This window comes from Pantoea sp. alder81, from assembly GCF_020179835.1.
In the GTDB taxonomy this organism is placed as follows: Bacteria; Pseudomonadota; Gammaproteobacteria; order Enterobacterales; family Enterobacteriaceae; genus Pantoea.
In genome coordinates this window covers 952,087-966,508 of record NZ_JAIUDA010000002.1, presented here as the reverse complement: position 1 = coordinate 966,508, position 14,422 = coordinate 952,087, and the positions used below count along the sequence as shown (strand labels likewise).

General features: G+C 52.6%; 14 protein-coding genes. 8 read left to right on the top strand and 6 right to left on the bottom strand.

What is annotated here, in order from left to right:
- Positions 1-18: 18 nt before the first annotated feature.
- From bamE to nadK, 3 genes are all read right to left on the bottom strand, one after another.
- A complete protein-coding gene (gene bamE, locus LBW88_RS09385) occupies positions 19-366 on the bottom strand; it encodes an outer membrane protein assembly factor BamE (protein ID WP_224930451.1) in 348 nt (115 codons plus the stop codon).
- A gap of 184 nt (positions 367-550) precedes the next feature.
- On the bottom strand, positions 551-2,212 hold the full coding sequence (recN, locus tag LBW88_RS09380) for a DNA repair protein RecN (protein WP_224930453.1): 1,662 nt from the start codon (positions 2,210-2,212) through the stop codon (positions 551-553).
- A gap of 85 nt (positions 2,213-2,297) precedes the next feature.
- The gene (nadK, locus tag LBW88_RS09375; RefSeq protein ID WP_224930455.1) at positions 2,298-3,176 is read right to left on the bottom strand and encodes an NAD(+) kinase; all 879 of its coding nucleotides are present in this window, start codon (positions 3,174-3,176) and stop codon (positions 2,298-2,300) included.
- Between the two features lie 122 nt (positions 3,177-3,298).
- Here nadK and grpE point away from each other — a divergent pair, with 122 nt between their 5' ends.
- Positions 3,299-3,877, top strand: coding sequence for a nucleotide exchange factor GrpE (gene grpE / locus LBW88_RS09370; protein WP_224930458.1), 579 nt, complete (start codon positions 3,299-3,301; stop codon positions 3,875-3,877).
- 46 nt (positions 3,878-3,923) lie between these two features.
- Here the strand turns inward: grpE and ung are convergent, their stop codons facing one another.
- Positions 3,924-4,604: a uracil-DNA glycosylase gene (ung, locus tag LBW88_RS09365; RefSeq protein ID WP_224930460.1), complete on the bottom strand. Its 681-nt coding sequence runs from the start codon at positions 4,602-4,604 to the stop codon at positions 3,924-3,926.
- A 264-nt stretch (positions 4,605-4,868) separates the two neighbouring features.
- Here ung and grcA point away from each other — a divergent pair, with 264 nt between their 5' ends.
- On the top strand, positions 4,869-5,252 hold the full coding sequence (gene grcA / locus LBW88_RS09360; protein ID WP_224930463.1) for an autonomous glycyl radical cofactor GrcA: 384 nt from the start codon (positions 4,869-4,871) through the stop codon (positions 5,250-5,252).
- Between the two features lie 197 nt (positions 5,253-5,449).
- Here the strand turns inward: grcA and srmB are convergent, their stop codons facing one another.
- Positions 5,450-6,778: an ATP-dependent RNA helicase SrmB gene (gene srmB / locus LBW88_RS09355; protein WP_224930466.1), complete on the bottom strand. Its 1,329-nt coding sequence runs from the start codon at positions 6,776-6,778 to the stop codon at positions 5,450-5,452.
- A gap of 137 nt (positions 6,779-6,915) precedes the next feature.
- Between srmB and trmN the strand changes: the two genes are divergently transcribed.
- Positions 6,916-7,665: a tRNA(1)(Val) (adenine(37)-N(6))-methyltransferase TrmN gene (trmN, locus tag LBW88_RS09350; protein ID WP_224930468.1), complete on the top strand. Its 750-nt coding sequence runs from the start codon at positions 6,916-6,918 to the stop codon at positions 7,663-7,665.
- On the opposite strand, the gene nadB is transcribed toward trmN, so the two are convergent.
- Positions 7,650-9,269 carry an L-aspartate oxidase gene (nadB, locus tag LBW88_RS09345; protein ID WP_224932004.1) on the bottom strand — a complete coding sequence of 540 codons (1,620 nt, stop codon included), beginning with the start codon at positions 9,267-9,269 and terminating at the stop codon, positions 7,650-7,652. The genes trmN and nadB overlap by 16 nt on opposite strands.
- A gap of 443 nt (positions 9,270-9,712) precedes the next feature.
- Here nadB and rpoE point away from each other — a divergent pair, with 443 nt between their 5' ends.
- The 5 genes from rpoE to lepA all read left to right on the top strand — a co-directional run bounded on the left by rpoE (position 9,713) and on the right by lepA (position 14,413).
- Complete coding sequence (rpoE, locus tag LBW88_RS09340; protein ID WP_007886161.1) at positions 9,713-10,291, top strand: RNA polymerase sigma factor RpoE; 579 nt, start codon at positions 9,713-9,715, stop codon at positions 10,289-10,291.
- Between the two features lie 27 nt (positions 10,292-10,318).
- Entirely contained in the window at positions 10,319-10,978 is a 660-nt protein-coding gene (gene rseA, locus LBW88_RS09335; protein WP_224930470.1) for an anti-sigma-E factor RseA, read from the top strand.
- Entirely contained in the window at positions 10,978-11,934 is a 957-nt protein-coding gene (gene rseB, locus LBW88_RS09330; RefSeq protein WP_224930473.1) for a sigma-E factor regulatory protein RseB, read from the top strand. The genes rseA and rseB overlap by 1 nt, the downstream gene beginning before the upstream one ends.
- Positions 11,931-12,395 (top strand): SoxR-reducing system protein RseC, encoded by a 465-nt coding sequence (gene rseC / locus LBW88_RS09325; RefSeq protein ID WP_224930476.1) that lies wholly within the window; start codon positions 11,931-11,933, stop codon positions 12,393-12,395. Before rseB ends, rseC begins: the two co-directional genes overlap by 4 nt.
- A 218-nt stretch (positions 12,396-12,613) precedes the next feature.
- Complete coding sequence (lepA, locus tag LBW88_RS09320) at positions 12,614-14,413, top strand: translation elongation factor 4 (protein ID WP_224930478.1); 1,800 nt, start codon at positions 12,614-12,616, stop codon at positions 14,411-14,413.
- The last annotated feature ends 9 nt before the right edge of the window (positions 14,414-14,422 follow it).

Below are 14,422 nucleotides of genomic sequence, written 5' to 3'. Positions count from 1 at the left end.
TTTTTTGTTGCCGCTCACTTAGCCTTCTTTGCCAGTGAGTTTCGGTTTGTTGTCGATATTGGTCAGCGTACCGTTGCTGTCGAAGGTCAGCGTCAGGGTTTGCTGCTTCACGCCTTCATGACCTGGTTCCTGACGGAACACGTAATACCAGACATTGCTGCCAAACGGATCGCGCATCATCGGTGTGCCGAGGGTGTAGGCAACCTGCTGCTGCGTCATGCCGGTGTGAATCTTTGAAACATCGTTGGCGACCAGGTAATTCCCCTGATTGATATCCGGACGATATACAACGCGCTCAAGGGTGGAACATCCGGCGGTCATCATCAACATTACCACTGCCGCGGCAGTCAGCGTTTTACAGCGCATCTATACATTCCTTTTCTGGGGCCAAACGCCTTTCATCAGGCAGTTTTGTTGCCATCAAATTCTGAACTCTGCTTACGGCAGGATTTATTATGGCGATATGACTGCCGATGATAATAAACCTTTGTCCTATTGGAAACCTCTACAGAGCAAGCATATGACCACCAGGCCAGAAAAAAGTGCGGAATCAGGCTGCTAAAAGTTCTTTTGCGTTTGCCAGCGTGTTGCGTGTGACTTCGCTACCGCCTAACAGACGCGCCAGTTCCTGTAGACGTGCACGTTTATCCAGCGGCTTCATATGGGTTTCGGTCATCTCACCATCGGTCTCTTTACTGACGTAGAAGTGTTGATGTCCGCACCCAGCGACCTGCGGCAGGTGCGTCACACACATTACCTGGGTGGATTCGCCGAGCTGACGCAACATCTGACCGACCACCGCAGCCGTTGGGCCGCTGATACCGACATCCACTTCATCGAAGATCATGGCCGGCGTTTCCATTTTCTGTGCAGTGATCACCTGAATCGCCAAAGCGATACGTGACAGCTCACCACCCGAAGCCACTTTGCCTAAAGGCTGCAACGGCTGGCCGGGGTTGGTGGTCACACGGAAATCGATGCGTGTCGCGCCATCCACCGAGAGTTGATCGGCTTTGAACTCCAGCTCAATAGCGAACTGGCCATGCGGCATGGAGAGGGTATGCATACTTTGGGTAATCAGCTGGCTCAACTCCTGCGCCGATTGTTCACGCAGCTGGTGCAATTGCTCAGCACAGGCAAACGCCGCCTGATGATGAGCCACCACTTCCGCTTGCAGCGTTTCCTGATCGCTCTCTTGCTGCGACAGCTGTTCTGCTTCGTCCAGCAACTGCTGATACAGCACCGGCAAGGTTTCAGGCGATACGTGGTGTTTACGCGACAGTGCAATCTGGCGTGACAGGCGTTGTTCCAGTTCATGCAGACGATTCGGATCGAGATCCAGACGTTCACAATAGTGGCGCAGCTCATCGCTGGCCTCACTCAGTTGAATCGCTGCCTCTTCTAGCAAATTAAACACCCCGCTGACTTTGTCATCCAGCGACACTAATTCACCCAGCATATTGCGTGCGCTATACAGCAGGCTTTGCAGGTTGGTGTCATCACTGTCGGCGAGGATTTGCAGTGCCTGCTGACTGGTCGAAAGCAGTTGGCCACTGTTAGCGAGACGTTTGTACTCTTCATCAATCTGTTCAAATTCACCCGGCTGCGGGGCAAATTCGTTGAGTTCTTTCAGCTGATATTGCAGCAGTTCACGGCGCGCTTCACGCTCCTGTGATAGCTGCTGATGTTGTGCCAGCACGCGGCAGCTTTGATGCCAGCGCTGGTAATGCTGACGCATCTCATCAAGCAGACCATCATGAGCCGCGTAAGCATCCAGCAGATGTTTCTGGTGATCCGGCTTGAGCAGCAGTTGATGCGCATGCTGACCGTGGATTTGAATCAGCAACTGACCGAGTTCACGCAGCTGTGACAGCGGTACAGAGGTGCCGTTGATAAAGCCACGAGAGCGGCCATCGGCACTGATCACGCGGCGCAGCAGGCATTCGTTGCCTTCATCGAGCTGATTCTCCACCAGCCAGCGCTGTGCGGAAGGTGAGGCTTTGAGCTGGAAGCGCGCGCAGATATCGGCACGACTGGCACCCTGACGCACCATATCTGCTTCAGAGCGACCGCCCAGGCACAGGCCCAGCGCATCAATTGCGATGGATTTACCTGCGCCGGTTTCCCCTGTGATCGCTGTCATTCCACGATGAAAGTCGATCTCCAGTTCACGAACGATAGCAAAGTTACTGATGGTCAGTTGTGCCAGCATGAAATCACCTGTATGTAAAAACAGCTATGGTTTTTCATACAGTATAAACTGGTTTTTTATACAGTAAAGTGGCTGGCGGTGATTTTCAGAACAATTTTTTTGACCAGCCTAGCTTCGAGCTTAACGTATTAAAATAATTGTAATTTTTAGGATGGATTAGGTTGAGGTGATGCGCGCTGCGGCGAATCAACACGTCTTCCCCTTCCTGTATCGGCAACGCAATTTGGCTGTCACAGCTGATCTCCAGGTCGCTGCGCAAAGATGAAAAACGCAGGCGAATGGTACTGCTGCTGTTAATCACCAGCGGGCGTGCGGAAAGCGTATGCGGGAACATCGGCACAATGGCGATGGCATCCAGCGATGGCGTCAGAATCGGTCCGCCCGCTGAGAGGGAATAGGCCGTTGAGCCGGTAGGCGTCGAGATGATCAAGCCATCCGAACGCTGAGAAAACGCAAAGACCTCATCGATATACACCTCGAATTCAATCATATGTGCCACTTTTCCGGGATGCAGCACCACTTCATTGATGGCACTTCCAATCCGTGGTGAGCACGCTTCTTTGCACACCTGCGCCTCCAGCAGGAAACGACTTTCGATAAAGTATTCACCCTGCAGCACATCGTCTAACTGTTGCTGTGCATTATCCGGGTCGAGATCGGTGAGAAAACCGAGGTTACCGCGGTTGATACCAATCACTTTGATGTCATAACGTGCCAGCACGCGCGCGGCGCCCAGCATATTGCCGTCACCGCCCACCACCACAGCTAAATCGGCGCGTTGGCCAATCTCGGCCAGGCTGCCGGTTTCCACATCTTTCAAATTCAGTTCGCGCGCAATTTGCTGCTCGACGATCACCTCATAGCCTTTTGCTGTCAGCCAGCGCCAGAGCATTTCATGGGTGGTTAACGCAGTAGGATGGCGCGGATGGCCGACAATCCCAATGCAGTTAAAGTGTTTGTTCATTTAGCAGGTGTTCCTCATAAGCCAAAACGGCCAGGCAATGTGATGGGTTCACTTGAAACCTTCAAACTGATCCCCATAATAAGCCAACCAGCGAGATGAATGTGCAAAACGCGGAGAAATTCATGAGTAGTAAAGAACAGAACACCCCTAACGAGCAAGTCTCAGACGAAATTCAACAGGATCAGCAGCACGTGGATGCAGAGACGGCAACTGAGGTGGATCCGCGTGATGAGCGAATCGCGCAACTGGAAGCGGAATTAGCCCAGTCGCAAGGCGGCGTGCGTGAAGCACAGCTGCGCGCTCAGGCGGAGATTGAGAACATCCGTCGCCGTGCCGAAATGGATGTGGAAAAGGCGCACAAGTTTGCGCTGGAAAAATTCGCCAACGAACTGCTGCCAGTGATTGATAGCCTGGAGCGCGCGCTGGAAGTGGCTGATAAAGAGAACACCGAACTGGCTTCGATGATCGAAGGCATTGAGTTGACGCTGAAATCCCTGCTGGGTGCCGTGCGTAAATACGGTGTTGAAGTGGTCGGTGAAACTAACGTGCCGTTCAACCCGGATGTGCATCAGGCGATGTCGATGATTGAATCAGAAGACATGGCGCCGAACCATGTGCTGATGGTGATGCAGCGTGGTTATACCCTCAATGGTCGCCTGTTGCGTCCAGCGATGGTGGCAGTGACCAAAGCCAAAAGCTGATTGCCTTGCTAAATACAAAAACGGCCGCTGATTGCGGCCGTTTTTATTACTGCGGCAGAACAGGCATCCAGTCGATCGGTGTCTGGCCGGACTGGCTTAACAGCGCATTGGCTTGTGAAAAGTGTTTGCTGCCGAAAAAACCGCGGTGGGCAGAAAGCGGAGAGGGGTGCGGCGCTTTCAAAACATGGTGACGCTGGGTATCGATAATGCTCCCTTTCTTCTGAGCATGCGAACCCCACAGCAGGAAAATCACCCCTTCACGATGTTGATTGATTACGCTAATCACATTGTCCGTAAAGGTTTCCCAGCCGAATCGCGCGTGGGAATGCGCTTTGCTGGCTTCTACCGTCAGCACCGTGTTCAAAAGCATCACACCTTGTGTGGCCCAGCTCTCAAGGAAGCCGTGCTGTGGACGTGTAAAGCCTGCGATATCCTTCTCTAATTCTTTGTACATATTCAGCAGTGAAGGTGGAGTGGGCACACCAGGAAGTACGGAGAACGCCAGACCGTGCGCCTGATTTGGGCCGTGATAGGGATCCTGACCCAGGATCACCACTTTAATGTCGCCCAGTTCCGTCAGACGAAAGGCATTGAACACGTCTTTCTGCGGCGGATATACGGTCACACCTGCTGCGCGCTCATTGGCTACCGCTTTTAACGTTTCGACGAAGTAAGGTTTTTCTTTCTCTTCAGCCAGCACGTCGTGCCAGGTCAGCTTCTCAGCCATCTTTAACTCCCTGCAAAAATTTGCGCCTAGCTTAACGTGTCGCACGCGGCAGCAGAAGGGTAAAAATAATTTGAAAAAATACAGAAAAAGTTTTCAGGCGTAATGGTTGTAAATCAATTTGTTAGCGATGAAGCGTATTTTGCCGGCCAGCATAATTGATACAGGTCAAAACGGCGGCAAACCCTCGGTGATATATCAATGTGTCAGATCAATGGATACACCGCGTGATAAAAAACATCACGCATTTAAGCCCTGGAGGTCACTATGATTACCGGTATTCAAATTACTCAGGCCAATAACCCACAGCTGTTGAACTCATTCTGGTTGCTGGATGATGAGAAAGCGGAAGCCCGTTGCCTATGTGCAAAAGGCGATTTCACGGAAGATCAGATCGTTGCAATTAGCGATCTGGGCGAGATTGCTTACCGCGAAATCCCACTGGAGCAGAAACCCGAGGTACGTATTGAAGGGGGCCAGCACCTGAACGTCAACGTGCTGCGTCGCGAAACCTTAGAAGATGCGGTTAAGCATCCGGAAAAATACCCGCAGCTGACTATTCGTGTTTCTGGTTATGCGGTGCGCTTTAATGCGCTTACCCCTGAACAGCAGCGCGATGTGATTACCCGTACTTTCACTGAAAGTCTGTAATTGATCGGCTGACGAAAAGTCACACAGCAATACAGGCCGCGCCGATACCTTTCGGCGCGGCCTTTTTGTTTTTAAACACTCTGTAAGGGATAGCAGAGTAGGCCCTTGCCGGGAAAAATATAACCGAAGCGCTATTTTGACGAGCTAAAGACAAAAAAAACGCCTCATCAGAGGCGCTTTATTGAGTGGATGCTGATTTATTCTGCACCGCTCTCTGGTGTGCTGCTACCGCTTGCCTTACGACGTTTACCGACATTTTTGGTGTCGCGATGGCGTTGTTTAACACGCGGTTTTTCAGCTTCTTTCTCTTTGCGCTCTTGACGCTTCGCAAGGGCTTTTTTCGACGGTTTACCCGTCACTTTGGCACTCGGTGCCCGTGATTCAGGACGCAACTCATCAATGATGCGCGCTTTGATCGGCTCGTTGATATAACGGGTAATTTTACCCAGTAACACATGGTCATGTGCCTCAACCAGCGAAATCGCTGTGCCTTTACGGCCAGCACGCGCGGTACGACCAATACGGTGCAAGTAGATATCGGCAGTAAGTGGCAGGTCATAGTTGATGACGTGAGTGACGTCATCAATGTCGATACCGCGTGCCGCAACATCTGTCGCAATCATCACGTTGACGCGATTTTCGTTGATACGCTTAATCGCTTCATTGCGGTTTACCTGCACCATCTCACCTTCAAGATAGCTGGTGCGAATACCGGCTTCGTGCAGCCAGGTCACCAGTTCATGCAGACGTTCACGCTTACGCACAAAGACAACCACGCGCTTGGCTTCAGGCTGTTTTAACAGGTGCACCAACAGCTTGGTTTTGTGCTCAAGGTTGTCAGCACGATAAAACCACTGCTGAATCTTTTTGCGTTCGCTTTTGCTGGGATCCGCTTCAATTGATACTGGATCGTTCAGCAGACGCTCGGCAAAATCCTTGATGTTTTCGCCTTCCAGCGTGGCGGAGAACAGCAAGGTCTGTTTACGCCAGCGGGTTTCCGCAGCGATGGTTTCGATATCCTGTGCGAAGCCCATATCGACCATGCGGTCGGCTTCATCCAGAATCAGCGTTTCTACGGCGCGACAGTCAAAGTTTTCTTCTTTGATGTACTGCAGCAGGCGACCGGTAGTGGCTACCACGATGTCCTGGTTTTCGCTGAACACTTCGGCGTGGTTCATATAAGCCACACCACCGGTGATGGTGGCGATATCCAGGTGCGTATGTTTGGCCAACTCACGTGCGTGATCGGCAACCTGCATCGCCAGTTCGCGGGTTGGCGTGAGGATCAGAATACGTGGCGGGCCCGATTTTTTGCGCGGGAAGTCGAGCAGGTGCTGTAAAGCGGGCAGCAGAAAAGCAGCGGTTTTCCCCGTTCCGGTTGGCGCCGAACCCAGAACGTCACGGCCTTCCAGCGCGGCAGGAATGGTCTCAGCCTGAATGGCAGTGGGGCGCGTGAAGCCTTTTTCCTGCAGCGCTTGCAGCAGGCTTTCGTCTAGTTCGAGTTCGGAGAATGTGGTTACGGTCATGGTCTACCTCAGTTTGGGGCGCTGATTATAGACAGAACAGACATAATCTTCATCTGTTTGTGTGCAGCAGGTGAAGGTGAATTCCCTTCACGACCACGTTACACTCCTCGCAGTAGATAATTCAACGGTAGTGAAGTATGTCTCAGGACCAGCCGCAGACGCGGGCAATGTTAAGAAAAGATGGTTTTACCTTTAAGCAATTTTTCGTGGCTCATGACCGCTGTGCGATGAAAGTTGGCACCGATGGCGTGTTACTCGGTGCCTGGGCGCCGGTGGCGGGCGCACGACGTATTCTGGATATTGGCTGCGGCAGCGGATTGATTGCGTTGATGCTGGCTCAGCGTACGCCACAGCAGGTGATGCTGGATGCGGTCGAGTTGGAAGCCAGCGCGGCCAACCAGGCCGAAGAAAACGTGCAGGCTTCTCCCTGGGCAGATCGAATCACGGTACATCAACAAGATATCGTCAGCTGGAGCGAGCAATCGGAAAAGCGTTACTCCCTTATCGTCAGCAACCCGCCTTTTTTTGCGCCGGGAACAGCATCAGCCAGCGCAGAGCGTGACAGCGCGCGCAGTACCACCACACTTGATCACCCTACGCTATTACGCTGTGCCGCTCAGTTAATCGAAGAAGAGGGAATTTTTTGCGTGGTGCTGCCCGAGGATGCGGGAGAAAATCTCATTCCGCTGGCGCTGGCTGAAGGCTGGCATCTGCGATATCGCTACGACGTGGCGGCTTATGCGCATCGTCCGCCAAATCGTTTGGTGTTAGGTTTCTCGCCCACTGCTGGCGAAACGTTGCAGGAACGTCTCGCCATTCGTGATGAAGATAAGAGTTACTCGGCCGACTGGCTGAGTCTGGTCAGTGATTTTTATCTGTTCCGATAGCTATCTGGTTGGAGCTGCGTTGGTAACGCTTCAGGCAGTTGATCGGGAAAATCAGGCGTATAGTGCAGGCCACGGCTCTCTTTGCGTTCCAGCGCACAGCGCACCATCAACTCCGCCACCTGCACCAGGTTGCGGAGCTCCAGCAGGTTGTTGGAGAGACGGAAATGCGCGTAATACTCATCGATCTCCTGCTGCAGTAAATTAATCCTGCGCAGAGCGCGCTGCAGACGTTTGGTGGTGCGCACAATCCCCATGTAATCCCACATGAACAGACGCAGTTCATGCCAGTTATGCTGAATCACCACGCGCTCGTCCGCATCATCCACGCGGCTTTCATCCCAGGCCGGCAGTTGATCAACAGCGGCAACCTCCGGCAAGCGGCGAATCATGTCTTCAGCCGCCGACCAGCCATACACCAGACACTCCAGCAGTGAATTCGATGCCATTCGATTGGCGCCGTGCAGACCGGTGTAACTCACTTCGCCAATGGCATACAGCCCATCAACATCGGTGCGGCCTTGCTGATCCACCATCACGCCGCCGCAGGTGTAGTGCGCGGCAGGCACGATCGGAATGGGCTGCTTTGTCAGATCCAGCCCAAAGGTCAGCAATTTCTCGTAGATCATTGGGAAATGGGCACGCACAAAGCTTTCTGGCTGGTGGCTGATATCCAGATACATGCAATCGACACCCAGACGCTTCATTTCATGGTCGATGGCGCGTGCCACGATATCGCGCGGGGCTAACTCGGCGCGCTCATCGAAATCGGGCATAAAGCGGGTGCCATCCGGGCGCAGCAGCCATGCGCCTTCACCGCGCAGCGCTTCCGTCAGCAGGAAGTTCTGTGCCTGAGGATGGAATAAACAAGTGGGATGGAACTGATTGAACTCCAGGTTGGCGACACGGCAGCCAGCACGCCATGCCATCGCGATGCCATCGCCTGAGGCCACATCCGGGTTGGTGGTGTATTGATACACCTTTGCCGCACCGCCGGTGGCCAGTACTACAGCACGAGCACGACAGGTTTCCACCTGCTCGCGATTACGGTTCCAGATCCACGCGCCCACCACCCGACGCTGACCCGGCAGACCCAGTTTGTCGGAAAGAATTAAATCAACGGCGTTGGTGCGTTCAATGATGCGGATGTTGGGATGGCTCAGCGCCTGGCTTACCAGCGTGGTTTCTACCGCGCGGCCAGTGGCATCGGCGCTGTGCAGAATCCGACGATGGCTGTGCCCACCTTCACGCGTCAGATGGTAGCGCGCTTCGCCGTCACTTTGCGGTTCTTTGTCAAAGGCCACGCCATTATCAATCAACCACTGCACGCAATGGCGTGCATTACTGGCGATGAAGCTCACGGTTTCGCGTTCACACAAGCCGGCGCCAGCAATCAGGGTGTCTTCAACATGGGATTCAATGCTGTCAGTTTCATCAAACACCGCGGCGATGCCGCCCTGAGCATACAGCGTCGAACCTTCGTTAACCTGGGCTTTGCTTAACACAGTTACCTGGTAATAGGGTGCCAGACGCAGCGCCAGAGAGAGGCCTGCTGCACCGCTGCCCACAATCAACACATCACACTGGTAATCAGGAATTGACGTCATGGTGTTTAATTTACTAAACAAAAGGTTTCCCGAGCATAAGCCTGGAAGCCGGTTCTGTGAAGTATTTTGAACAAATCACGCGGTATAATTATCCAGAGAGGCGATATAATCACGCGATTTCAGTAAGTTATGTCCGAAAATGAGCGCATCGTGTTTTTTATACCAAACACTCTGAAAATTCAGGTAATAAAGGTGAAAATTAGGGCGTCATAGGGTACTCTCCCAGCGATTATCGGTGCCGCAAAAGACACCAACGGCGTGGCAAGTCGCTACACTGAAAGACAATCAACAACAATGATGTCGTGGTTCCGATACGGAAATTATCTGGTCGTGGTGAACTTCAGGCCAACATATGACTCTAAGCGCATGCTTGCTCAGAACAATGAGATGTGCTGGCAGTTCACTTACGCATAAAAAAGAGATTTGGGGAGACATTACCTCGGATGAGCGAGCAGTTAACGGATCAGGTTCTCGTTGAGCGGGTTCAGAAGGGAGATCAAAAGTCATTTAATTTACTGGTTATTCGATACCAGCATAAAGTGGCGAGCCTGGTTTCACGCTATGTCCCTTCAGGCGATGTGCCTGATGTGGTTCAGGAATCTTTCATTAAAGCGTATCGCGCACTGGAATCTTTCCGTGGCGATAGCGCCTTTTATACATGGCTGTACCGCATTGCGGTAAATACAGCAAAAAACTATCTGGTGGCTCAGGGGCGTCGTCCGCCATCCAGCGATGTGGATGCCATCGACGCAGAAAATTTCGAAAGTGCAGGTGCGTTAAAAGAAATTTCGAACCCTGAGAACTTAATGTTGTCAGAGGAACTGAAACAAATTGTTTTTCGGACCATTGAGGCGCTTCCCGAAGATCTGCGTATGGCCATCACCCTTAGGGAATTGGATGGTTTAAGTTACGAAGAGATTGCCGTCATCATGGATTGCCCGGTCGGTACAGTACGTTCACGTATCTTCCGCGCCCGAGAGGCCATTGATAATAAAGTTCAACCGCTTATCCAACGTCAGTGATAACGGCTACTGGAAGGGTACCAAAGCATGCAGAAAGAAAAACTTTCCGCTTTAATGGATGGTGAAACTCTCGATAACGAGCTGTTGGGATCGTTGTCGAAAGACGTAGATCTTCAAAAAAGTTGGGAGAGCTACCATCTAATCCGCGACACCTTACGAGGTGATGTGGGTGAAGTGCTGCATTTTGATATCTCCGCGCGTGTTGCAGCGGCCATTGAAAATGAGCCATTGCGTAAAGTGACTCCGCTGATTCCTGAAGCGCAGCCTGAGCCATCACGCTGGGAGAAAATGCCGTTCTGGCGCCGTGGTGGCACCTGGACAGCACAACTGGCACAAATTGGTGTGGCTGCCTGCGTATCGCTGGCGGTGATTGTGGGTGTTCAGCACTACAATACTCAGCCTGGTGGCAGCGCGACGGAATCTTCAGATTCGCCAGCGTTCAATACGCTGCCGATGATGGGTAAAGCTTCACCGGTCAGCCTTGGCGTCCCTTCTGATGCGTTTGACACCAACAGCTCTAACCAGCAGGTGCAGGAACAGCGTCGTCGTGTGAATGCCATGCTGCAGGACTATGAGCTGCAACGCCGTCTGCATGCAGATCAGGTTCAGTTCGATGAAAAGAACGATCCTCAGCAGGCGCAAGCTAATGTTCCCGGAAATCAATCGTTAGGAACTCAACAGCAGTAATGAAGCAACTTTGGTGTGCCGTTAGCCTGCTGGCAGGCAGCCTGCTTTGGTCCTCCACCGCCCCGGCGCAGACATCTGCTTCCGGGGCGTTGTTACAGCAGATGGAGCAGGCAAGCCAGAACCTCAACTACGAATTCGCCTACATCAATGTCTCCCGTCTTGGCATTGAATCTCTGCGCTATCGTCATGCAGTCATTGATAATCGTATCTTTGCCCAACTGTTGCAGATGGATGGACCGCGTCGTGAAGTCATCCAGCGCGGTAATGACATCAGTTATTTCGAGCCAGGACTTGATCCCTTCTCGTTACCGGGCAATCACATTATTGATGCGCTGCCTGCATTGATGTTTGCTGACTTCTCTCGTCTAGGCGATGCCTACGATTTTATTCCGGTAGGGCGTTCGCGCATGGCCGATCAAATGTGCGAAGTGGTGCGCATCGTGTCGCGTGATGGTACGCGCTACAGCTATGTCGTATGGCTGGATGTAGATACTAAATTGCCGCTGCGTATTGATTTGCTGGACCGTGATGGTGAAACGCTGGAGCAGTTCCGCGTCATCAGCTTTGCGGTGGATGAAGGCGTGCGTAATTTGATGCAGGGGCTGGAAAAAGCCAACCTGCCGCCAACGCTGTCATTGCCGGCGGGCGATAAAGTGCAGCTCAGCTGGCAGCCTGGCTGGTTGCCAGCAGGTATGTCACTGATTTCGCAAAGTCGCCGCGATATGCCGGCCATGAATAAAACCGTAGAATCCCGTCTGTATAGCGATGGCTTATTCAGCTTCGCCATCAACATTACGCCTGCTGATAAAAGCAGTGTGTCGCAGTCATTGCGCACTGGGCGTCGTACGGTGCAGACAGAAGTGCGCGATAATCGTGAGATTACTGTGGTGGGCGAATTACCGCCTGCGACGGCCAAACGTATCGCGGACAGCATAGATTCAGGTGCACAAAAATGATGAGAGAATGGGCCACCGTGGTGGCGTGGGATAAAGGTATTGCCACGCTGCACTCGGAAGCGAAAACCTCCTGTAACAGCTGCTCAGCCCGCAAAGGCTGCGGCAGCCACGCACTCAACCAACTTGGGCCGAAAAATGCCCATGTGATGACCATTGCCAGCCCGGAGCCTTTGCAGCCCGGACAGCGCATCGAGTTGGGTATCCGTGAAAGCAGCCTGTTAGGTTCAGCGCTGCTGGTTTACATGACACCGCTTCTCGGTCTGTTTTTAGTGGCAGGCCTGTTTCAGATGCTGTTCCACAGCGATCTGGCGGCGGCTTGCGGTGCGCTGTTAGGCGGCATCGGTGGCTTTATTGTGGCTAAAGGTGTTTCCGGCGTGTTCGGCCATCGGGAAGCCTTTCAGCCGATCATTCTCAGCGTTGCGTTACCGCCCGATGCCATACGCGTGGAAAATGAAGGTTGATCCCTGCCAGGGCCGCGCAATGCGCGGCTTTTTCATTTAAGCTTACCCGCTGAATTCTGTTGCGATTCCCCACAGTTCCATTCTTTAACGCGCGGCGTTAACAGTGTAATATGCGTCGTCATTAATGAGGCTGACAGGGTTCCGGGTAAAGCTCACTTTCCTGAATGTGTCTGTGCTCAAGTTTTCCACTGATTTTTTACGTGAAGATATTCATATAAATGAAGCACATACGAAATTTCTCTATCATCGCACACATCGACCACGGCAAATCAACGCTCTCTGACCGCTTGATTCAGATTTGTGGTGGCCTCAGCGATCGTGAGATGGCGGCGCAGGTTCTGGACTCTATGGATCTGGAACGTGAGCGCGGCATTACCATTAAAGCGCAGAGCGTGACGCTCGATTACAAAGCGCTGGACGGTGAAACTTACCAGCTCAATTTTATCGACACCCCAGGCCACGTTGACTTCTCTTACGAAGTTTCCCGCTCATTAGCGGCTTGTGAAGGGGCATTGCTGGTGGTTGATGCAGGTCAGGGCGTTGAAGCACAGACGCTGGCGAACTGCTATACCGCCATGGAAATGGATCTGGAAGTGGTACCGGTTCTGAACAAAATCGACTTGCCTGCGGCTGATCCTGAGCGCGTGGCGGAAGAGATTGAAGATATCGTCGGTATTGATGCTGCTGATGCGGTGCGCTGCTCGGCGAAAACCGGCGTAGGCGTACCGGATGTGCTTGAGCGTCTGGTTCGTGATATCCCACCACCGGAAGGTGATCCAGAAGGCCCACTGCAGGCGTTGATCATCGACTCATGGTTCGATAACTACCTGGGCGTTGTGTCGCTGATCCGTATTAAAAACGGTACGCTGCGTAAAGGCGACAAAGTAAAAGTGATGAGTACCGGTCAGACTTATAACGCTGACCGTCTGGGCATTTTCACACCGAAACAGGTTGATCGTACTGAGCTGAACTGCGGTGAAGTAGGCTGGCTGGTGTGTGCGATCAAAGACATCATGGGCGCGCCAGTGGGCGATACCCTGACGCTGCAACGCAATCCAGCAGATAAAGTGCTGCCAGGCTTTAAGAAAGTGAAGCCGCAGGTTTATGCCGGTTTGTTCCCGATCAGCTCTGATGACTATGAAGCATTCCGTGATGCGCTGGGCAAATTGAGCCTGAACGATGCCTCACTGTTTTACGAGCCAGAGAGCTCTACGGCGCTGGGATTCGGCTTCCGTATTGGCTTCCTTGGTCTGCTGCACATGGAGATCATCCAGGAGCGTCTGGAGCGTGAATACGATCTCGATCTGATCACCACCGCGCCGACGGTTGTCTATGAAGTGGCCACCACCAATGGCGAAACCGTTTATGTCGACAGTCCTTCAAAGCTGCCGCCACTGAACAATATTGAAGAGCTGCGCGAGCCAATCGCCGAGTGTCACATGCTGTTGCCGCAAGAGTACCTCGGTAACGTGATCACGCTGTGTATCGAAAAACGCGGTGTGCAGACCAACATGGTTTACCACGGTAAGCAGGTTGCGCTGACTTATGAAATTCCGATGGCTGAAGTGGTACTCGACTTCTTTGACCGTCTAAAATCGACGTCTCGCGGCTATGCATCGCTGGATTATAACTTCAAACGTTTCCAAACCTCTGACATGGTGCGTGTCGACGTGATGATTAACTCAGAACGTGTCGATGCGCTGGCGCTGATTACCCACCGTGATAACTCACAGTATCGTGGCCGCGACCTCGTGGAGAAGATGAAAGAACTGATCCCACGTCAGCAGTTCGATATTGCGATTCAGGCGGCGATTGGCAACCACATTATCGCTCGCTCAACGGTCAAGCAGCTGCGTAAAAACGTCATTGCAAAATGCTATGGCGGCGACGTTAGCCGTAAGAAAAAACTGTTGCAGAAGCAGAAAGACGGTAAGAAGCGAATGAAGCAGGTCGGCAACGTTGAGCTGCCGCAGGAAGCATTCCTTGCCATTCTGCATGTCGGTAAAGACAGCAAATAAGGAACTTTA